The following is a 21,165-nucleotide window of genomic DNA, read 5'->3' on the forward strand; positions in this document are numbered from 1 at the left end:
ACGATCAGCCCGCGGGTTTCGCCACGACCACGAGACAATTGCCGCGCACGGCGCTCACCTGATACACGTGCACATCGTCGCGCTCGCCGTTCGCCAGCTCGACGTCCCAGTCGGCGCCGCGATACTGCACGCGCGCGCGGCCGTCGCGCCACGCATCGACCGTAACGGTCGAGCCGATGTCGAGATTGACGTCGGGATTCGTCGACGTGTCGCGCTTCTGCTTGCGGCCGAGCCCCGAGCGGCGCAGCGCGATCATCGCGACGATCGCGACCGCGGCCGCCGCGCCGAACTGCACGTGCGGCGCGAAACCGGCCAGTTGCAGCAAGCCGCCCGCGAGAAAGCCGAGTGCGATCATCAGCAGGTAGAACGTGCCCGTCAGCAGTTCGGCCACGACCAGCACGCCCACCGCGATCCACCAGAACAGATGCCCCGACATCATTTTGGCCTCCAGAAAAACGCCCCCGATACTCACTATATTCGCTGCCGCGAGCGGAGGCGACCGGCACGCCCGGATCGGCACGTTGCGTACCGACAAATAAAAACACCCCGGTGCGTACCGGGGTGTTTATAACACGAACCTTGCATTTTGCCTTCAACGAAAGCGCGGCGGCACCGCGCTTTCGCCGAAGCGGCATCGCCGACCGTTACTTCCGGTTGGCAAGCGCCTGCCACGTATCGATGATCGTGTCGGGGTTCAGCGAGATCGACACGATGCCTTCGTCGGTCAGCCATTGCGCGAAGTCCGGATGATCGGACGGGCCCTGGCCGCAGATACCGACGTACTTGCCCATCTTGCGGCAGGTATCGATCGCGCGCTTCAGCAGGAACTTGACGGCCGGGTCACGTTCGTCGAAGTCGACAGCCAGCAGTTCCATGCCCGAATCGCGGTCAAGGCCGAGCGTGAGCTGCGTGAGGTCGTTCGAGCCGATCGAGAAACCGTCGAAGTGTTCCAGGAACTCTTCGGCGAGGATCGCGTTGGTCGGGACTTCGCACATCATCACGAGGCGCAGGCCGTTTTCGCCGCGCTTCAGGCCGAACTTCTCGAGCAGGCCGACGACACGCTCCGCCTGCTTCACGGTACGCACGAACGGCACCATGATCTCGACGTTGGTCAGGCCCATTTCGTCGCGCACGCGCTTCAGTGCACGGCATTCCATCTCGAACGCCTGCGCGAAGTCTTCGGCGATGTAGCGCGATGCGCCGCGGAAACCCAGCATCGGGTTTTCCTCGTCCGGCTCGTAACGCGAACCGCCGATCAGCTTCTTGTACTCGTTCGACTTGAAGTCGGACAGGCGCACGATCACGGGCTTCGGATAGAACGCCGCCGCGATCGTCGCGACACCTTCCGTCAGCTTGTCGACGTAGAACTGACGCGGCGATGCGTGACCGCGCGCGACGCTCTCGACAGCCTTCTTCAGGTCCTGGTCGATGTTCGGGTACTCGAGGATCGCCTTCGGGTGAACGCCGATGTTGTTGTTGATGATGAACTCGAGACGCGCGAGACCCACGCCGCCGTTCGGCAGTTGCGAGAAGTCGAACGCGAGCTGCGGGTTGCCGACGTTCATCATGATCTTGACCGGGATTTCCGGCAGTTCGCCGCGCTGCACTTCCGTGACTTCCGTCTCGAGCAGGCCGTCGTAGATCTTGCCTTCATCGCCTTCCGCGCACGACACGGTGACGAGCGCGCCGTCCTTCAGGATGTCGGTCGCATCGCCGCAGCCGACGACTGCCGGCACGCCGAGCTCACGCGCGATGATCGCCGCGTGGCAGGTCCGGCCGCCGCGGTTCGTGACGATCGCGGCCGCACGCTTCATCACCGGTTCCCAGTTCGGGTCGGTCATGTCGGCCACCAGCACGTCGCCCGGCTGCACGCGTTCCATTTCCGACGGATCCTGGATCACGCGCACGGGGCCCGCGCCGATCTTCTGGCCGATCGCACGACCCGTCGCGAGCACCTGCGACTGGCCCTTCAGCTTGAAGCGCTGCTCGGCCTTGCCGGTTGCCTGGCTCTTCACGGTTTCCGGGCGTGCCTGCAGGATGAAGATCTTGCCGTCGCGGCCGTCCTTGCCCCACTCGATGTCCATCGGACGCTGATAGTGCTTCTCGATGATGACCGCGTACTTCGCCAGCTCGATCACGTCTTCGTCGGTGATCGAGTAGCGGTTGCGCTGTTCGTGCGGCACGTCGACCGTCTTCACGCGGCCCGGCTCGCCCGGCTGCGTGAATTCCATCTTGATCAGCTTCGAGCCGATCGAGCGGCGGATGATCGGGTACTTGTCCTGTGCGAGCGTCGTCTTGAACACGTAGAACTCGTCCGGGTTCACCGCGCCCTGCACGACGGTTTCGCCCAGGCCGTAGCTCGACGTGATGAACACGGCGTCCTTGAAGCCCGATTCGGTGTCGATCGTGAACATCACGCCGGCCGCGCCGACGTCCGAGCGGACCATGCGCTGCACACCGGCCGACAGCGCGACTTCCGCGTGCGTGAAGCCCTTGTGCACGCGGTACGAGATCGCGCGGTCGTTGTACAGCGACGCGAACACGTGCTTCATGCGGTCGAGCACGTCTTCGATGCCGACGACGTTCAGGTACGACTCCTGCTGACCGGCGAACGATGCGTCGGGCAGGTCTTCCGCGGTAGCGGACGAACGCACGGCGAACGACAGCTCGCCCGGCGAGCCGTTCTTCAGGATGTCGAACTGCTCGCGGATTTCCTGCTCGAGACGTGCCTGCATCGGCGCATCGACGATCCACTTGCGGATTTCTGCACCGGCTTCGGCGAGCGCCTTCACGTCGTCGATGTCGAGCGACTCGAGACGCTTGGCGATGCGGTCGGTAAGGTCGTTGTGCTTGAGGAAATCGCGGAACGCGAGCGCGGTCGTGGCGAAACCGGTGGGTACGCGAACGCCTGCTTCGGAAAGCTGGCTGATCATTTCGCCAAGCGACGCATTCTTGCCGCCGACGATTTCCACATCGGTCATCCGCAACTGCTCGAACGGAATTACATACGCCTGGTCCTTTGCGACGTTTGCTGCGTTAGTCATACAAGCCCCTAAGTGTGAAAAAAATGCTCGATTGCGCAAGTGGGCTCGGACGCGGGCGCTTGCAAAAAGGCGCGGCGCGTCTTGCGCAACCTGTTGGAGAAACACTCGCAGCGGCGAAAATCTTCCGACCCGATTTGCAAAAATCCCGGCAGAAGGGCGATATTTGCAGACAAATCGCCAAACTTGCCGGGAATTATGGAATCGAGCGGCAAAGCCTGGGGCGCCGTTCGCGCCCTGCCCCCGCAATTGCTTATCCAACAGGTTGCCGCTATTCTACCGTGCCGGCTGCCGGATGTGGCGCGACCTTGTCACTGCGTCTGGAGGCGACCCTCCAGCCGCCCGCGCAACCGCCCTTCACGCTCGACGCCCAGATTCATGCTGCCTACCGTATTCATCGTCTCCGACGGCACCGGGATCACTGCCGAAACCTTCGCGCACTCGATCCTCTCCCAGTTCGACCAGAAATTCCGTCTCGTGCGCGTGCCGTTCGTCGACTCGCTCGACAAGGCCTATGCGACCGTCGAGAAGATCAACGAGGCCGCCGTGCACGACGGCCGCCGCGCGATCGTGTTCACGACGCTCGTCGACAGCGAGTCGAACGACATCGTCAAACGCTCGAACGCACTCGTGCTCGACATGTTCCAGCGTTTCGTCGAACCGCTCGAACAGGAACTGGAGCTCAAGTCGAGCCATGCGATGGGCCGCGGCCACCAGAACGCGGACACCGAGGAATACAAGACCCGGATCGAGGCGATCAACTTCTCGCTCGCGCACGACGACGGCCAGTCGAACCGCAACCTGTCGGAGGCCGACGTGATCCTCGTCGGCGTGTCGCGCAGCGGCAAGACGCCGACGAGCCTGTATCTCGCGATGCAGTACGGCGTGAAGGCAGCGAACTATCCGCTGATTCCGGAAGACTTCGAACGCGGCAAGCTGCCGTCGGCGCTCGCCTCGCACCGCGAGAAGCTGTTCGGGCTGTCGATCGACCCGCAGCGCCTGTCGGAGATCCGGAACGAGCGGCGCCCCGGCAGCAAGTACGCGGCACCCGAGAACTGCCGCTACGAAATCAACGAGGCGGAAGCGATGATGCGCCGCGAGGGGATCAAGTGGCTGTCGTCGACGCACAAGTCGATCGAGGAAATCGCGACGACGATCCTGCAGGAAGTCCGCCTCGACCGGCAGTCGTACTAAGGTCGAGCGCCGGCGGCCGCCCTGCCGCCGCCGGAAACAAAAAGGCCGCGTCGAACGCGGCCTTTTTTCGTGGTGCGGGGAACGCGCGAGCGTGGCGTCACGCTCACCGCTGCTGGCGCACCTGCTCGAACAGGCACACCGCCGCCGCGGCTGCGACGTTCAGCGACTCCATCCCGCCCGGCTGCGGAATCGTCACGCGATGCGTGGCCACCTCGCGCCAGTACGCGGAGACGCCTGCGCCCTCGTTGCCGAACACCCACGCCACGGGGCCCGACAGGTCACAATCGTAGATCGCCTGCGCGCCGTGCGAGTCGGTCAGCGCAACCGGTACATCGAGGCGTTCGGCGAGTTCACCGGCTTCGACGTCCTCGTGGATCGACAGCAGGAAATGCGCGCCCATGCCCGAACGCAGCACCTTCGACGACCATGCGTACGCGGTTCCCGGCGCACAGAACACGTGGCGCACGCCTGCGGCCGCCGCGCTGCGCAGGATCGAGCCGACGTTGCCGGCGTCCTGCACGCCATCGAGCACGACCGACGTATGCGTGACGCGAGTGGGCAGCGGTTGCGCCGGCCGGTCGACGAGCAGCAGGAAGCCGACGCCGTTGACGACGTTCGACAACTGCCCGAACAGCGCGTCGGGCAGTGTGACGATCCGTTGCGCATCGATGCGCGCGACGATCGCCTGCGCCTCCGCGTGGCCGAGTGCGCCTTCGGTCGCCACGCACAGCTCGGGCGTCGCGCCCGTATCGAGGTACGCGCTCGCGAGATGGAATCCTTCGAGCAGCGCCTGGCCGCTGCGGCGCTGATGGGGCGTCGAACCCGCGAGCGCCTTCAGGCGCTTGTACAGCGGGTTGTCGCGGGAAGTAATGCTTTTCATCGAATCAGGTCGAGTGCCGCGCGAACCGGCGCGAACGAGCGCCGGTGCGCTTCGCATGGCCCGTGCTCGCGTAGCGCGGCAAGGTGTTTCGCGGTGCCGTAGCCCGCATGTACGTTGAAGCCGTACACCGGGAAGCGTTCGTGCAGGTCGACGAGCATGCGATCGCGCGTGACCTTCGCGAGAATCGACGCGGCCGAGATGCTCGGCACGAGCGCATCGCCGCTGACGATAGCCTCGGCACGCACCGTCAGCGTCGGGCAGCGGTTGCCATCGATCTGCGCGAGCGTCGGCAGCAGCGACAGGCCCTCGACCGCCCGCTTCATCGCGAGCATCGTCGCGTGCAGGATGTTCAGCGTGTCGATTTCGTCGACGCTTGCCGACGCGACGCAATACGCACGCGAGCGTGCGACGATCAGGTCGTACAGCGCGTCGCGCTTCTTCGCGGACAGCGCCTTCGAATCGTCGAGCCCGTCGATCGGCTGCGCCGGATCGAGGATCACGGCGGCGGCCACCACCGGCCCCGCGAGCGGGCCACGACCGGCTTCGTCGACACCGCAGACGATCTCGTCGGGCCGGCTGAAATCGAAACCGTCCTGCACGTCGCTCGACGCGCGGCGGCGTGATGCACGTACTGCGGTCATGCGCGCCCCTTGCGTTGTTCGAGCACGCGCACGACCGCTTCGGCCGCCTTCGTAGCCGTGTTCTGCCGCAGCGAAAGATGCATTTCGGTGAAGACTTCGGTCAGTGTGCGGCGGTTCGCGTCGTCGCGCAGCTGCGTGAGCGTCGCATCGGCGAGCGCCTCGGGCGTCGCGAAATGCTGCAGCAGCTCGGGCACGACGAAACGCCCCGCCAGGATGTTCGGCAAGCCGACGTACGGCAGGTACCCCTGCCGGCGCATGATCTGCCCGGTCAGCCAGGGCACCTTGTACGAGATCACCATCGGCTTCTTCAGCAGCGCGGCTTCCAGCGTGACCGTGCCGCTCTTCACGAGGATCGCGTCGGCCGCCGTCATCGCGACCTGCGAACGGCCGTCGGTGAGCGTCAGCGCAAGCTGCGGATGCGCGTCGACGAGCGGCTGCAGCAGCGCGCGCAACGCGGGCGTCGCCGCCGGCATCACGAACCGCACGCCAGGCTCGCGCTGCTGCATCAGCGCCATCGCCGCAAAGAACGTCGGGCCGATCAGCGCGATTTCCGAACGCCGGCTGCCCGGCAGCACCGCGATCACCGGGCCGTCGGCCGGCAATCCGAGCGCGATGCGCGCGCCGTGCGTGTCGGGTTCGAGCGGGATCTCGTCGGCCAGCGGATGGCCGACGTAGGTCGAGGCGACACCTGCCTTGTCGAGAATCGCCGGTTCGAACGGGAACAGGCACAGCATGTGGTCGACGGACTTCGCGATCTTCTTGATCCGGCCGCCGCGCCATGCCCAGATCGACGGGCACACGAAGTGGATCGACGGGATACCGGCGTCGCGCGCGGCCTGTTCCACGCTGAAGTTGAAGTCGGGTGCGTCGATGCCGATGAACGCGTCCGGTCGCTCGGCGAGCAACTGGCGCTTCAGCTCACCGCGAATCCGCAGGATCTCGGGAATCTGGCCGAGCGCCTCGACGTAGCCGCGCACGGTCAGCTTGTCCATCTGCCAGTGCGAGTCGAAGCCCTGCGCGATCATCCGCTGCCCGCCGATCCCGTAATACTGGGCCGATTCGGGCAGCCGCTCGCGCAGCCCGCCGAGCAGCGACGCCCCGAGCAGGTCGCCCGACGGTTCGCCGGCCGCCATCGCGAGCCGGAGCTGAGTGGTCGGAAGCGGCATCGCTTAGCGGATGATGCCGCGTTGCGACGCGTCGATGAACTCGACGAACGCCTTGACCGCCGCGTCGCCGTCGCCGCCCGCTTCCGCGAGCTCGCGCAGCTGTACCTTCGCTTCCTCGAACGACAGGCCGTTCTTGTACAGCAGGCGGTAAGCGCTGCGCAGCGCCGAGATCGCATCAGGCGAGAAGCCGCGCCGACGCAGCCCTTCGACGTTGATGCCGTGCGGCTCTGCCTTGTTGCCCGCCGCGATCACGAACGGCGGAATGTCCTGCACGAGCGCCGAAGCGCCCCCGAGCATCGAGTGCGCGCCGATGCGCACGAACTGGTGGACACCCGACATCCCGCCGACGATCGCCCAGTCGCCGATCTCTACGTGGCCGGCCATCTGCGCGTTGCTCGACAGGATCACGTGGCTGCCGACGGTGCAATCGTGACCGATGTGCACATAGGCCATGATCCAGTTGTCGTCGCCGAGCGTCGTCACGCCGCCGTCCTGCACGGTGCCCGTGTGGATCGTCGTGAATTCGCGGATCGTGTTGCGGCTGCCGATCACGAGCTTCGTCGGCTCGTCCTTGTACTTCATGTCCTGCGGACGGCCGCCGACCGACGCGTAATGGCCGATGCGGTTGTCTTCGCCGAGCGTCGTATGGCCTTCGATCACGCTGTGCGAGCCGATCGTCGTGCGCGCGCCGATCGTGACGTGCGGGCCGACGATCGCGTACGGGCCGATCTCGACCGATTCGTCGATCTGCGCGCCCGGTTCGACAATCGCGGTGGGATGAATCCTGGTCATGCGCCGTTGCCTCTCGATGTGATGTGTCGCGTTGCGTTGCCTGTGCGTGCCGCGTCGCTCAGGGCGCCACGTCGGTCGTCTTGACCGTGCACATCAGTTCGGCTTCCGCCGCCACCTTGCCGTCCACTTCCGCCACCGCCTTGAACTTCCAGATGCCGCGGATGTAGCGTTCGAACGTCACGTTCAGAATCAGTTGGTCGCCCGGTTCGACCGGACGCTTGAAGCGCGCGCCGTCGATCCCGACGAAGTAGTACAGCGTGTTCTCCGGATCCTTCGGCTGCTCTTCCGAGAAGGTCAGCAGCGCCGCGGCCTGCGCGAGCGCCTCGAGGATCAGCACGCCCGGCATCACCGGCCGCTTCGGGAAATGCCCCTGGAAGAACGGCTCGTTGATCGACACGTTCTTCAGCGCTTTGATTCCCTTGTGCGGTTCGAGTTCGAGCACGCGATCGACGAGCAGAATCGGGTAGCGATGCGGCAGCAGCGTGAGGATCTTGTGGATGTCGAGATTGATTTTTTCAGTGCTCATGATGGTTCGTCTCACGCAGAGGCTGCGCGGTGGTGATGCAAAGGCTGAAGCGGGCCGCCGTGCGGCCCAGTCTGGCAAACCGGGCCGGTTGCGCTGGCCGTGCCCGGTTCGAGGTCTCGCATGATGCGCTCAGGCGCCCGTGCCGCCCTGGGCGGCGAGCGCGGCTTCGAGCGCCTTGATGCGCTCGCGCAGCTTGTCGAGGTTGCGCACGAGCGCGGCGCTCTTGTTCCATTCGCCGTGGTCGACGGCCGGGAACGCGCTGGTATAGATGCCGGCCTTCGGCAGCGACTTCGATACGCCCGAATTCGCGGTGATGATGACATAGTCGCCGAGCGTCACGTGGCCGGCGATCCCGGCCGCGCCGCCGATCATGCAATGGCGGCCGATCGTCGTGCTGCCCGCGATGCCCGCCTTGCCGGCGATCACCGTGTAGGCGCCGATCCGGCAGTTGTGGGCGATCTGCACCTGATTGTCGATCTTCACGCATTCGTCGATGACGGTGTCCGCCATCGCGCCGCGGTCGATCGTCGTGTTCGCGCCGATCTCGACGTCGGGGCCGATCGATACGCCGCCGACCTGCGGGATCTTGACCCAGCTGCCGGTGCGCGCGTCGCCGTCGCCGACGAAATCCGGCGCGAAGCCGAAACCGTCGGAGCCGATCACGGCGCCCGCATGGATGATCGCGCGCGGGCCGACCTTGCAGCCGTGGTACACCGACGCGTTCGGATAGATGTGCGAGCCCGCGCCGATCGTCGTGCCGCGGCCGATGAAGACGTTCGCGTCGAGCTGCACGCCGTCCTCGATCACCGCGCCGGCCTCGACCGTCACGTGCGGGCCGATCACCGCGCTCGCGGCGACCTGCGCGGCCGGATCGATCGTCGCGCTCGGATGCACGCCGGCGGCACGCTGCGGCGTGGCCAGATCGATGAACATCTGCGCGACGCGCGCGAAATACGCGTACGGATTCGGCGTGACAATGAAATTGCGACCCGTCGCGGCCGCGCCCAGCTTTTCCAGATCCTTCGGCGCGATCAGCACCGCGCCGGCGCGGGTCGACTCGACCTGCGACAGGTACTTCGGATTCGCGAGGAACGCGAGTTGCTGCGGGCCTGCCTGGTCGAGCGGTGCGAGCCCGCCCACCTTGCACTGTGCGTCGCCGGCGATCTCGCCGCCGAACCGCTTTACGAGTTCCTCAAGCGTCAATGCCATTCGTCGTCTGCTCCGTTCAGTTCGTCGAGCCGGACGCGAGCGCCTTGAGCACCTTGTCGGTGATGTCGATGCGCGGGCTGACGTACACGGCTTCCTGCACGATCAGGTCGTAATTCTGCTGCTCGGCGATCTGCTTGATGACCTTGTTCGCCTTCTCGAGCACGGCCGCCAGCTCCTCGTTGCGGCGCTGGTTCAGGTCTTCGCGGAACTCGCGCTGCTTGCGCTGGAAGTCGGTATCGAGCTGGGCGAGATCGCGCTGCTTCTGCGCGCGGTCGGCCGCCGACAGCGACGCGCCGTTCTTGTCCAGCGAATCGGACATCGACTTCAGGCGTGCCGCCAGATCCTGCAGATCCTTGTCACGCTTCGCGAACTCGGCTTCGAGCTTCGTCTGCGCCGCCTTCGCGGGCGCCGACTCGCGCAGGATCCGATCCGAATTGACCGCCGCGATGCGGGCGACGTCCTGTGCGTGCACCGTTGCCGCGCCCAAGGCCAGCACAACGGTCAGCGCGCACATCACTCGTTTCGAAAACTTACCGGTTAGCAAAATTACCCTCTCGTTGCTGTTGTCATGCGTTCGGTCAGAACGCCGTCCCGATCTGGAACTGGAATTTCTGGTACTGGTCGCCTTCGTGCTTCTGCAGCGGGAAGCCGAGGCTCAGCTTCAGCGGACCGATCGGCGAGATCCACGCGAGACCCACACCGTAGCCGTAACGCAGGCCGTTGGCGCCCGTACTTGTGCCGCCCGGCGCGTTGCCCCACACGTTACCGCCGTCGAGGAACGTGAACACGCGCAGCGTGCGGTCGTAGCCCGTGCCCGGCAGCGGGAACGTCAGCTCGATGTTGCCGACGAGCATCTTCGAACCGCCGATCGGGTCGTTCGTCTTCGTGTCGCGCGGGCCCAGCGAGCTCGGCTCGTAGCCACGCACGGAGCCGATACCGCCCGCGTAGTAGTTCTTGAAGATCGGGTACGGGTTGCCGATACCGTTACCGTAGCCGCCTTGCAGGTTCAGGCCCAGGATGAAGCCGCGCGAGAACGAATAGTAGTACTGGGCCTGCAGGTCGGCCTTGTAGTACTGGATCTTGCCGACCGGTACGCCGTACTCCATGTTCGCCTGCGTGAAGTAGCCGCGGCTCGGAATCAGCGCGCTGTCACGCGCATCGCGCGACCACGCGACCGTCAGCGGCACCGTATTCGACACGCGGCCGAACTCGTTCACGTAATCCTGGTAGCTCTGCGGCGTGTTCGAATCGACGTCGAGACGGTTCTGCTCGAAGCCGGCGCCGAAGTAGACGGTGTCGACTTCCGAGAACGGAATGCCGAACTTCAGGTTGCCGCCCGCGCTGATGATCCGGAAGCTCGAGCTCGTCGAATAGTAGAGCGGCTGGTACGTGCGGTAGTAGACGTCCGTGATCCGCTTGATGCCGTCGACCGTGAAATACGGGTCGACCTGCGTGACGGTCAGCGTGCGGTAGCTCTTCGCGGTGTTGACGTTCACCGACAGGCTGGTACCCGAGCCGAACACGTTGTCCTGCGACACGCCCGCCGACAGCACGACCTTGTCCGTCGACGAGAAGCCGGCGCCCAGCGTGATCGCGCCGGTCGGCTTTTCATCGACCTTCACGTTCACGTCGACCTGGTCGTTCGTGCCGTCGACCGGCACCGTCGTCACGTCGACGTTGGTGAAGTAGCCGAGACGGTTCACGCGATCCTTCGACAGCGCGAGGCGGTTCGAATCGAACCACGAGCTTTCGAGCTGGCGCATTTCGCGGCGCACGACTTCGTCGCGCGTGCGCGTGTTGCCGACGACGTTGATCCGGCGCACGTACACGCGGCGGCTCGGATCGACGACGAGGTTCAGGTTCACCTTGTGGTTCGCCTGGTCGATGTCCGGCTGCGCGTTGACGGTCGCGAATGCATAACCGTATTCACCGAGCTTGTCGACGATCGACTTGGTGGTCTGCTGCAGCTTTTCGGCCGAGAAGCGGTCGCCCGGCTTGATCTTGATCAGCTTGCTGAGTTCGGCCTCGCGATCGAGCAGGTTGCCCGACAGCTTGATGCCCGACACCGTGTACGGCTCGCCTTCGTGCAGCGTGACCGTCAGGTACATGTCCTTCTTGTCGGGCGAGATCGACACCTGGGTCGAATCGATGTTGAACTCGAGATAGCCGCGGTTCAGGTAGTACGAGCGCACCGCTTCGAGGTCGCCCGTCAGCTTTTCCTTCGAGTACAGGTCGTTCTTCGTGTACCAGGAGAACCAGTTCGGCGTGGACAGCTGCATCTCGTCGCGCAGCGTGCTGGTGCTGAATGCCTTGTTGCCGATGAAGTTGATCTGGCGGATCTTCGCGCTCGGGCCTTCGGCCACCGCGAACAGGATCGACACACGGTTCGCGTCGACCGGCGTGACCGTCGTCTTGACCTCGGCCGCGTAGAAGCCGCGCGTGAGGTACTGGCGCTTGAGCTCCTGCTCCGCCTTGTCGACGAGCGCCTTGTCGTAATAACGACCGTCGGCAAGGCCGACCGCGCGCAGCGCCTTCGTCAGGTTGTCCTTGTCGAATTCCTTCGTGCCGGTGAAGTCGATCGACGCGATGGCCGGACGCTCCTGCACCTGCACGATCACGACGTTGCCCTGCGTGGCGATGCGTACGTCGTTGAAAAAGCCCGTCGCGTACAGCGCGCGGATTGCTTCGGATGCCTTGTCGTCCGTGAAGGTATCGCCCTGCTTGATCGGCAGGTAGGCGAACACCGAACCCGCTTCGACGCGCTGCAGCCCCTCGATCTTGATGTCTTGCACCACGAACGGTGCCGCTGCATGCGCCGCGAGGCCGTGCGCGGCGAGCGCGGCCGCTGCAACTGTCTTAGGTACAAAACGATGAGGTTTGAACAACATGCATCCCCAATATTTAGCTGCATCAAATCAGGCGGCTGCCCAGCGGCCGCCGCCTGACGCTTCAGAAATGGATTAACCGAGCCAGATCGTTGAACAGCGCGATCGCCGACAACGCGACGATGCAGATCAACCCGGCTCTTTGCAGAATCAGCTGCCAGCGCTCCGAGACGGCTTTCCCGGTCGCGGCTTCAACCGCATAATATAACAGATGCCCCCCGTCCAAAACGGGAATCGGCAACAAGTTCAGGACGCCAAGGCTAATGCTGACAAGGGCGAGGAACGACAGGAACGCCGACGGACCGAGCCGCGCACTCTTGCCCGCGTAGTCGGCAATCGTCACGGGGCCGGACAGGTTCTTCAGCGACGCGTTGCCCGTGATCATGCGCCCGAACATCCGCAGCGAATACACGGAGATGTCCCACGTGCGGTGCGCGCCGAGCCGCAGGCTCTCGATCGGCCCGTAACGCACGTCGACGGACGGCGCATGCATCGACAGGGCCGCACCGATACGGCCGACCTGCTGCCCCGATTCGTCGTCGCGCTGCATCTGCGGCACGATCGACACCGTCTGCGCGGCGCCGTCGCGCTCGATCTGCAGCTCGAGCGGCTTGCCCGCATGGTGTTTCACGAAATCGATGAAGCGCGTCGCGCCGCCGATCGGCTTGCCGTCGAGCGCGACCAGCTTGTCGCCGGACTTCAGGCCCGCCTGTTCCGCCGCGCTGCCGGGCTGCACCGACGCGACCGACAGCGTGCCGCCGCCGGCCTCGAAACCCAGACGGGCCATGAAATCGTCGTCGAGCTGACTTTCGGGAACGTTGCGCAGGTCGACGCGGAAATCGAACGTCGTGTTGCCGTCGCGCGCGCCGAGCACGATCTCGCGGTGATCGAACGCGGCCGCGAGCAGCTTCCAGCGCAGGTCCGACCACGACCTTACCGGCTCGGACTCGCCGCCTTGCGCGTCGCCCGTGCGCACGTTGCGGATCGACACGATCGCCTCACCACCGTCGAAGCCCGCGCGCGCCGCCGCCGTACCGGCGGCCGGCGGCGCGACGATCGCGGCAGGCTCGGTCACGCCGGTGGCAAATACGACGGAAAACAGGAAGATTGCCAACAGGAAGTTGGCAATCGGGCCGGCCGCGACGATCGCGATGCGCTTGTAGACCGATTGCCGGTTGAACGCCTGGCCGAGCTCCTCGGGCGGGATGCCGGGGCCGGGATCCCGCTCGTCGAGCATCTTCACGTAGCCGCCGAGCGGCAACGCGGAGAGCGTCCACTCGGTGCCTGTCCGGCGGCTGACCCAGCGCGCGACGGGCTGACCGAAGCCGATCGAGAAACGCAGCACCTTCACGCCGCACCAGCGCGCGACGCGATAATGTCCGTACTCATGCACGACGACCAGCACCCCGATCGCCACCGCAAACGCGATCAGTTCGACCAGCACGTTCATGAGCACCCCATTCAGACAGTGCGCTCCACGCGTGGCGCAGGCGCTTTGGCAATGATCTCGGCGGCGAGGCGGCGTGCCTCTGCATCCGCCGCCAGGACGTCGTCGAGCCCGTCGGGCGCGCGGTTCGGCAGCGTGTTGAGCACGGCGTCGACCGTCGCCGCAATCGCCATGAAGCCGATGCGGCGCGCGAGAAACGCTTCGACCGCCACTTCGTTCGCCGCGTTCAATGCGGCGCTCGCGATACCGCCTTCCTCGAGTGCCTTCAGCGCGAGCGCGAGGCACGGGAAGCGCGCGTAATCGGGCTTCTCGAACGACAGCTGGGCGATCTGCGCGAGGTCGAGCTGATCGACGCCCGCATCGACGCGCTCGGGGAACGCGAGTGCGTGCGCGATCGGCGTGCGCATGTCGGGGTTGCCGAGCTGGGCGAGCACCGAGCCGTCGCGGTACGACACGAGCGAATGGATCACGCTCTGCGGATGGATCAGCACGTCGATCCGGTCGCCCGGCAGCCCGAAGATCCAGTGCGCCTCGATCACCTCGAGACCCTTGTTCATCATCGTCGCGGAGTCGACCGAGATCTTGCGGCCCATCACCCAGTTCGGATGCTTGCACGCCTCGTCCGGCGTCACGTCGACGAGCGTGGCCGGCTCGCGCGTGCGGAACGGGCCGCCCGACGCGGTCAGGATGATCTTCGAGATCCCGCCGTGCTCGTTCTCGTCGCGCGGCATGCACTGGAAGATCGCGTTGTGTTCGCTGTCGACCGGCAGCAGGATCGCGCCATGGTCGCGCACGGCGTCCATGAAGATCGCGCCCGACATCACCAGCGATTCCTTGTTCGCGAGCAGGATGCGCTTGCCGGCGCGCGCGGCCGCGAGGCTCGGCGCGAGGCCGGCCGCGCCGACGATCGCCGCGACCACCGTGTCGCAACCGTCGCTCTTCGACACGTCGACGAGCGCCTGCGGCCCGTGCAGCACGGTCGTCTTGCTGCCCGCCGCACGCAGCTTCGCTTCGACGTGCGCGGCGGTCGCGGCATCGCCGACCACCGCCACTTCAGGCGCGAAGCGCAGGCATTGCTCGACCAGCTTGTCGCCGTTGCGGTGTGCGGTCAGCGCGTAGACCGAGAAACGCTCGGGATGGCGCGCGACCACGTCGAGCGTGCTGTCTCCGATCGAGCCCGTGGAACCGAGCAATGTCAGACGTTTTTGCATAACAGAAATAGTGGTTTAACCAAGCAGCAGCATCGCGAGCGGCAGCACCGGAAGCAGCGCGTCGACACGGTCGAGCACGCCGCCATGGCCAGGCAGCAGTCCGCTCGAATCCTTCACGCCCGCCTGCCGCTTCAGCAGCGACTCGAACAGGTCGCCGATCACGCTGTACGCGACCAGCAGCGTAAGTGCGGCCCACGCGCCGGGCATCCCGTAACGCACGGCGAACGCGGAAAACAGGGTCGGCTCGAACGCGTGCACGACCATCGCGACACCGGCGACGGCCATCACGGCGAGCCAGCCCCCGATCGCGCCTTCCCAGCTCTTGCCGGGACTGATCGTGACGGCCAGTTTACGCTTTCCGAAGGCCTTGCCCGCGAAGTATGCGCCGATATCGGCCAGCCAGACGACCAGAAGCAACGACAGCACGAACGGCACGCCCAGCGCGCGCGCCGCGACGAGCGCATGCCAGCAGGCCGCAAAGACCACGAGGCCGGCCGCCAGCAGGAACGGCCGCCAGACGCCGCCCGCGAGTTCGGGCTTGCGCCGCAGCGCGAACGGGCCGACCAGCAGCCAGAACACGCCGGCTGCCATGAAAAGGGGACGGGACGAAGCCGCATCGACGCCGAGCGGCACCGTTGCCGCGAGCGCAAGCGCCGCGACGACGGCATAGACGACCGGGCCGGCGCCGCCGAGCTTGAGCAGGCGCGCCCATTCCCACGCGGCGAACACGAGCACGACGCCGATCAGCGCGCCGAACGCGGTGAGCGGCGCGAACAGCGTCACCGGCAGCAGTACCGCCAGCATCACGATCGCCGTGATCACACGGGTTTTCAGCATGAAAGGGAGTCGGCGTTCTGCGATTGCGGTTCGAGCTGTGCGCTCGTGCGGCCGAAACGACGTTCGCGCTCCGTATACGACGCCATGGCGTCGGCCAGCGCCGCGCCGTCGAAATCCGGCCAGTATTTGTCGGTGAAATAGAATTCGGCGTACGCGAGCTGCCACAGCAGGAAGTTGCTGACGCGCTGCTCGCCACCGGTACGGATGAAGAGATCGGGCTCCGGCGCATAGGCCATCGCCAGGTGCGGCGCGAACGCGTCCTCGGTCACCTCGACCTCGCGCCCTTCGCGCACGGCCTGCTCGACGAGCTTCTTCGTCGCCTGCAGGATGTCCCACCGGCCGCCGTAGTTGGCCGCGATGGTGAGCGTAAGACGGGTGTTGCGCGCCGTCTTGGTTTCGGCGCGGCGAATCAGTTCGCGGATGCGCGGCTCGAAACGGTCGAGATCGCCGACGACACGCAGGCGGATCCCGTTCGCATGGAGCTTGCCGACCTCGCGCTCGAGCGCGGTGATGAAGAGCCGCATCAGGAACGACACTTCGTCGTTCGGCCGGCGCCAGTTTTCCGAACTGAACGCAAACAGCGTCAGATATTCGACGCCGGCGCGCGCACAGCCTTCGACCACCGCCCGCACGGCATCGACGCCGCGGGTATGCCCCGCGACGCGCGGCAAGCGGCGTTCGGTCGCCCAACGGCCGTTGCCGTCCATGATGATCGCGATGTGACGCGGCACGACACCGACGTCAGGCACGCGAACGGTAGAGCTGGTATAGGTCATGGCCGTTGAGACAGTTGCGGGAAGAAGGCGGCGCGCGAGGACGGTCGTCAGACCGTCATGATCTCGGCTTCCTTGGTCTGCACGAGCTTGTCGATTTCGGCAACGTGCTTGTCGGTCAGCTTCTGCACGTCGTCGCTCGCACGGCGCTCGTCGTCTTCCGAGATTTCCTTGTCCTTCACGAGCTTCTTGAGCGCTTCGTTCGCGTCGCGGCGCAGGTTGCGGATCGCGACCTTGGCCGTTTCGCCTTCGCTCTTGACGACCTTCGTCAGTTCGCGGCGGCGCTCTTCCGTCAGCGCGGGCATCGGCACGCGGATCAGGTCGCCGGCCGTAGCCGGGTTCAGGCCCAGGTCGGCTTCGCGAATGGCCTTCTCGACCTTCGCGACCATGTTCTTTTCCCACGGCTGCACGCCGATCGTGCGCGCATCGACGAGCGTCAGGTTAGCGACCTGCGAGATCGGCACCATCGACCCGTAGTAGTCGACCTGCACGTGATCGAGCAGACCGGTGTGTGCACGGCCCGTACGGATCTTTGCCAGATCGTTCTTGAACGCTTCGATCGAGCGCTGCATCTTTTGCTCGACGCCCTTCTTGGTATCAGCGACACTCATTTCAACCTCCGAACCTTCTAACCTTCAAAGAACGCGGGCCCTGCCCGGCGCGTGCGGCGCGCCGCGGCCGATGGCCCGCATCCGCGGGAGTTTACACGTGGACGAGCGTACCTTCGTCCTCGCCCAGCACGATGCGCTTGAGCGCGCCCGGCTTGTTGATCGAAAACACGCGAATCGGCAGCTTCTGGTCGCGGCACAGCGCGAAGGCCGTCGCGTCCATCACCTGCAGGTTGCGGCTGATCGCCTCGTCGAACGTGATCGTCGTGTAGCGCGTGGCCGACGGATCCTTCTTCGGATCGGCAGAATATACGCCATCGACCTTGGTCGCCTTCAGCACGACCTCGGCGCCCACTTCCGAACCGCGCAGCGCGGCGGCCGTGTCCGTCGTGAAGAACGGGTTGCCCGTACCGGCCGCGAAGATCACGACGCGGCCTTCCTCGAGCTGGCGAATCGCGCGGGGCCGGATGTACGGCTCGACGACCTGGTCCATGCGCAGCGCGGACTGCACGCGCGCCTCGATGCCGGCGTGACGCATCGCGTCCTGCAGCGCCAGCGCGTTCATCATCGTCGCGAGCATCCCCATGTAGTCCGCCGTCGCGCGATCCATGCCGGCCGCGCCACCCGCGACACCGCGGAAAATATTACCGCCACCGATCACGACCGCGAGCTGCGTACCGAGACGCACGACTTCGGCGATATCGGCCACCATCCGTTCGATCGTCGCGCGATTGATGCCGAAGGCATCGTCGCCCATCAGCGCTTCGCCGGAGAGTTTGAGGAGGACGCGTTTATAGGCATTGGACATAGGGGCTTCCGAGCGACGAGAGGATGACAACCACGAACTGTAGGGGCGAAATACTGATTCGGGCAAGCGCCGACGGTCGAACCGGGTTTCCCGGCCGGCCGGCGGCGGCGCCGACCGCGGCGGAGCGGACGCCCGCCGCGGATACTGCCTGACTGCTGACGGCTTACTGCTGCTTTGCTGCTGCGACTTGCGCGGCCACTTCGGCGGCGAAGTCGTCCTGGCGCTTCTCGATGCCTTCGCCGACGACGAACAGCGCGAACTTCTGCACTGCCGCATTCGCTGCCTTCAGCATCTGCTCGATCGTCTGCTTGTCGTTCTTCACGAACGTCTGGTTCAGCAGCGACACTTCCTTCAGGTACTTCTGGACGCTACCGTCGACCATCTTCGCGACGATCTCGGCCGGCTTGCCCGATTCCGCAGCCTTCTGCTCGGCCACGCGGCGTTCCGTCTCGATCAGTTCCGCCGGCACGTCAGCCGACGACAGCGCGACCGGCTTCATTGCCGCGATGTGCATCGCGACGTCCTTGCCGACCTGCTCTTCCGCGCCCGTGTACTCGACGATCACGCCGATACGCGCGCCGTGCAGGTACGTTGCGATCTTGTTCGCGGTTTCGAAACGGACGAAACGGCGGATCGAGACGTTCTCGCCGATCTTGCCGATCAGGGCCAGACGCACTGCGTCGACCGTCGAGCCTTCGAGCGGCAGCGCCGACAGCGCTGCCACGTCGGCCGGGTTCTGCGTCGCGACGAGTTCTGCAACCGTCTTCGAGAATGCGAGGAAGTCGTCGTTCTTCGCGACGAAGTCGGTTTCGCAGTTCAGCTCGACCAGCGCGCCTGCGTTGCCGCCGACGAACGATGCGACGACGCCTTCTGCCGTCACGCGCGATGCCGCCTTGCTTGCCTTGTTGCCGAGCTTGACGCGCAGCAGCTCTTCAGCCTTGGCCAGATCGCCGTCGGCTTCCGTCAGCGCCTTCTTGCACTCCATCATCGGTGCGTCGGTCTTCGCGCGCAGTTCTGCCACCATGCTTGCGGTAATTGCCGCCATCATTCGCTCCTTGAGTCTGTATTCACAACGCCGCCCGCTTGGACGCGAACGGCCGAAAATCGTTTCCGGACCCGCGCCGATTCGGCGCGATCAGGTCCGGCGCACAAGCTTAAAAAAAGGGGGCCTGTTGAGAGCCCCCTTTTTGCGCCGGCTCGGGGCCAGTTACGCGTTTTCCTCGACGTACTCGTCGTCGCCGCGTGCGGCCTGGACCACTTCGTTGACCGCGTTCGCACGGCCTTCGAGGATCGCGTCGGCCACGCCTTCGGCGTACAGCGCGACTGCCTTGCTCGAGTCGTCGTTACCCGGGATCACGTAATCCACACCTTCCGGCGAGTGGTTCGTATCGACCACGGCGATGACCGGCACGCCCAGCTTGTTCGCTTCCGTGACGGCAATCTTGTGGTAGCCGACGTCGACGACGAAAATTGCGTCCGGAATGCCGCCCATGTCCTTCACGCCGCCGATCGACTTCTGCAGCTTCGCGATTTCGCGTTCGAACAGCAGCGCTTCCTTCTTGCTCATCTTCTCGAGCTCGCCTGCCTCGACTGCCGCTTCCATGTCCTTCAGGCGCTTGATCGATACCTTCAGCGTCTTGAAGTTGGTCATCATGCCGCCGAGCCAGCGTGCGTTGACGTACGGCATGCCTGCGCGCTGCGCTTCCTGGGCGATCGTGTCACGCGATTGACGCTTCGTGCCGACGAACAGGATCGTGCCGCGGTTCGCTGCCAGCTGGCGCACGTACTTCTGTGCGTCCGTGAACATCGGCAGCGTCTTTTCGAGGTTGATGATGTGAATCTTGTTGCGGTGACCGAAAATGAACGGAGCCATCTTCGGGTTCCAGAAGCGCGTCTGGTGACCGAAGTGGACACCCGCTTCCAGCATTTGGCGCATCGTAACTGCCATGTAAATTCTCCACGAGGGTTGGGTCTTAAGCCGGCCGCCGTACCGCCGCACGAACCTGCCCCGAAAGGCACGATTTCCGCGCGGCCGGCACCCTGGTTGCGCCGGCTTGCGATTCGGCACGTGCAAAACGCCCGTGCCGTAAGCCTTTCACCGCGATGCCGCCCCGGAATGGGGCACTACGGCATTTGGATGTCGACTTAGCCAAAGAGTATAGCACGCCGATCTGCCCGCTCTCAAGTCGCTCACCACTTCCGCTTGCCGCGCGGCAGCCGGCCGGACAATCCGCGAAAACCCGCACCCGCACCGCCGGCAGGGGCTGCGACGCCTGCCAGAAGGTGCGATAATCCGTCAATTCACCGCATTCCAGGCATACCTCGATGGCTATTACGCTCAAAAACGAACACGATATCGCCGAGATGCGCGTCGCCTGCCGTCTCGCGAGCGAAGTGCTCGACTTCATCACGCCGCACGTCGTCGCCGGCATCACGACCGCCGAACTCGACCGCCTCTGCCACGAGTTCATGCTCAACGAACAGGGCACGATCCCGGCACCGCTGAACTACCAGCCGCCCGGCTACCCGCCGTACCCGAAGGCCACCTGCATTTCGGTCAACGACGTGATCTGCCACGGCATTCCCGGCGAGAAGGTGATCAAGAACGGCGACGCGCTGAACATCGACATCACCGTGATCAAGAACGGCTACTTCGGCGACACCAGCCGGATGTTCATCGTCGGCGAGGGCTCGATCCTCGCGAAGCGCCTCGTGCAGACCACGTACGAGTGCATGTGGCTCGGCATCGACCAGGTCAAGCCCGGCGCGCACCTCGGCGACATCGGCTACGCGATCCAGAAGCACGCGGAAGCGCAAGGCTACAGCGTCGTGCGCGAATACTGCGGCCACGGCATCGGCACGGTATTCCACGAGGATCCGCAGGTCGTCCACTACGGCCGTCCGGGCACCGGCATCGAACTGAAGGCCGGGATGATCTTCACGATCGAGCCGATGATCAACGCCGGCAAGCGCGACATCCGCACGATGCCCGACCAGTGGACGGTCAAGACGCGCGACCGCAGCCTGTCGGCGCAGTGGGAGCACACGGTGCTCGTCACCGAAACCGGCTACGAGGTGCTGACCGTGTCGGCCGGCACGCCGGCGCGCCCCGTGTTCGCGCAACCGGCCGCCGCGGTCTGAGCGCCG

Annotated in this window: 20 protein-coding genes; 2 read left to right on the plus strand and 18 right to left on the minus strand. The window is 65.3% G+C overall.

Annotation, left to right across the window (positions count from 1 at the left end):
* Nucleotides 1–4 precede the first annotated feature (4 nt).
* Together PQB87_RS11385 and ppsA are read right to left on the minus strand one after the other, a co-directional pair.
* Entirely contained in the window at nt 5–439 is a 435-nt protein-coding gene (locus PQB87_RS11385; RefSeq protein ID WP_048020913.1) for an NfeD family protein, read from the minus strand.
* A 205-nt stretch (nt 440–644) separates the two neighbouring features.
* Nucleotides 645–3,044, minus strand: coding sequence for a phosphoenolpyruvate synthase (gene ppsA, locus PQB87_RS11390; protein WP_059687330.1), 2,400 nt, complete (start codon nt 3,042–3,044; stop codon nt 645–647).
* A 375-nt stretch (nt 3,045–3,419) separates the two neighbouring features.
* On the opposite strand from ppsA, the gene ppsR reads away from it, so the two are divergent.
* Nucleotides 3,420–4,235 (plus strand): posphoenolpyruvate synthetase regulatory kinase/phosphorylase PpsR, encoded by an 816-nt coding sequence (gene ppsR / locus PQB87_RS11395; RefSeq protein WP_021159117.1) that lies wholly within the window; start codon nt 3,420–3,422, stop codon nt 4,233–4,235.
* 103 nt (nt 4,236–4,338) lie between these two features.
* Here ppsR and PQB87_RS11400 read toward each other — a convergent pair whose 3' ends face one another.
* The 16 genes from PQB87_RS11400 to rpsB all read right to left on the minus strand — a co-directional run bounded on the left by PQB87_RS11400 (nt 4,339) and on the right by rpsB (nt 19,966).
* On the minus strand, nt 4,339–5,115 hold the full coding sequence (locus PQB87_RS11400; RefSeq protein WP_059494106.1) for a TrmH family RNA methyltransferase: 777 nt from the start codon (nt 5,113–5,115) through the stop codon (nt 4,339–4,341).
* Entirely contained in the window at nt 5,112–5,756 is a 645-nt protein-coding gene (gene rnhB, locus PQB87_RS11405) for a ribonuclease HII (protein WP_021159115.1), read from the minus strand. The genes PQB87_RS11400 and rnhB overlap by 4 nt, the downstream gene beginning before the upstream one ends.
* The gene (gene lpxB / locus PQB87_RS11410) at nt 5,753–6,922 is read right to left on the minus strand and encodes a lipid-A-disaccharide synthase (protein ID WP_059687327.1); all 1,170 of its coding nucleotides are present in this window, start codon (nt 6,920–6,922) and stop codon (nt 5,753–5,755) included. Before lpxB ends, rnhB begins: the two co-directional genes overlap by 4 nt.
* Nucleotides 6,923–6,925: 3 nt before the next feature.
* Nucleotides 6,926–7,714: an acyl-ACP--UDP-N-acetylglucosamine O-acyltransferase gene (lpxA, locus tag PQB87_RS11415; RefSeq protein WP_021159113.1), complete on the minus strand. Its 789-nt coding sequence runs from the start codon at nt 7,712–7,714 to the stop codon at nt 6,926–6,928.
* Between the two features lie 58 nt (nt 7,715–7,772).
* The gene (gene fabZ / locus PQB87_RS11420; protein ID WP_021159112.1) at nt 7,773–8,240 is read right to left on the minus strand and encodes a 3-hydroxyacyl-ACP dehydratase FabZ; all 468 of its coding nucleotides are present in this window, start codon (nt 8,238–8,240) and stop codon (nt 7,773–7,775) included.
* A gap of 129 nt (nt 8,241–8,369) precedes the next feature.
* Entirely contained in the window at nt 8,370–9,449 is a 1,080-nt protein-coding gene (gene lpxD, locus PQB87_RS11425; protein ID WP_021159111.1) for a UDP-3-O-(3-hydroxymyristoyl)glucosamine N-acyltransferase, read from the minus strand.
* Between the two features lie 16 nt (nt 9,450–9,465).
* A complete protein-coding gene (locus PQB87_RS11430) occupies nt 9,466–9,963 on the minus strand; it encodes an OmpH/Skp family outer membrane protein (RefSeq protein ID WP_059687326.1) in 498 nt (165 codons plus the stop codon).
* A gap of 64 nt (nt 9,964–10,027) precedes the next feature.
* Complete coding sequence (gene bamA, locus PQB87_RS11435) at nt 10,028–12,337, minus strand: outer membrane protein assembly factor BamA (RefSeq protein WP_057056463.1); 2,310 nt, start codon at nt 12,335–12,337, stop codon at nt 10,028–10,030.
* A gap of 61 nt (nt 12,338–12,398) precedes the next feature.
* On the minus strand, nt 12,399–13,784 hold the full coding sequence (gene rseP / locus PQB87_RS11440) for an RIP metalloprotease RseP (RefSeq protein ID WP_153488530.1): 1,386 nt from the start codon (nt 13,782–13,784) through the stop codon (nt 12,399–12,401).
* 11 nt (nt 13,785–13,795) lie between these two features.
* The gene (locus PQB87_RS11445) at nt 13,796–14,992 is read right to left on the minus strand and encodes a 1-deoxy-D-xylulose-5-phosphate reductoisomerase (RefSeq protein WP_027787091.1); all 1,197 of its coding nucleotides are present in this window, start codon (nt 14,990–14,992) and stop codon (nt 13,796–13,798) included.
* A gap of 15 nt (nt 14,993–15,007) precedes the next feature.
* A complete protein-coding gene (locus PQB87_RS11450) occupies nt 15,008–15,829 on the minus strand; it encodes a phosphatidate cytidylyltransferase (protein WP_059687324.1) in 822 nt (273 codons plus the stop codon).
* On the minus strand, nt 15,823–16,605 hold the full coding sequence (gene uppS / locus PQB87_RS11455; RefSeq protein WP_006478494.1) for a polyprenyl diphosphate synthase: 783 nt from the start codon (nt 16,603–16,605) through the stop codon (nt 15,823–15,825). Before uppS ends, PQB87_RS11450 begins: the two co-directional genes overlap by 7 nt.
* A gap of 47 nt (nt 16,606–16,652) precedes the next feature.
* Nucleotides 16,653–17,213 (minus strand): ribosome recycling factor, encoded by a 561-nt coding sequence (frr, locus tag PQB87_RS11460; protein WP_021159105.1) that lies wholly within the window; start codon nt 17,211–17,213, stop codon nt 16,653–16,655.
* Between the two features lie 91 nt (nt 17,214–17,304).
* Nucleotides 17,305–18,018: a UMP kinase gene (pyrH, locus tag PQB87_RS11465; RefSeq protein ID WP_011352459.1), complete on the minus strand. Its 714-nt coding sequence runs from the start codon at nt 18,016–18,018 to the stop codon at nt 17,305–17,307.
* Between the two features lie 163 nt (nt 18,019–18,181).
* On the minus strand, nt 18,182–19,063 hold the full coding sequence (gene tsf / locus PQB87_RS11470) for a translation elongation factor Ts (RefSeq protein WP_021159104.1): 882 nt from the start codon (nt 19,061–19,063) through the stop codon (nt 18,182–18,184).
* Between the two features lie 162 nt (nt 19,064–19,225).
* On the minus strand, nt 19,226–19,966 hold the full coding sequence (gene rpsB, locus PQB87_RS11475) for a 30S ribosomal protein S2 (RefSeq protein WP_006483818.1): 741 nt from the start codon (nt 19,964–19,966) through the stop codon (nt 19,226–19,228).
* A gap of 377 nt (nt 19,967–20,343) precedes the next feature.
* Here rpsB and map point away from each other — a divergent pair, with 377 nt between their 5' ends.
* Nucleotides 20,344–21,159, plus strand: a complete 816-nt coding sequence (map, locus tag PQB87_RS11480; protein WP_021159103.1) for a type I methionyl aminopeptidase — start codon at nt 20,344–20,346, stop codon at nt 21,157–21,159.
* Nucleotides 21,160–21,165 lie beyond the last annotated feature (6 nt).

This window comes from Burkholderia sp. KL41, from assembly GCF_057005415.2.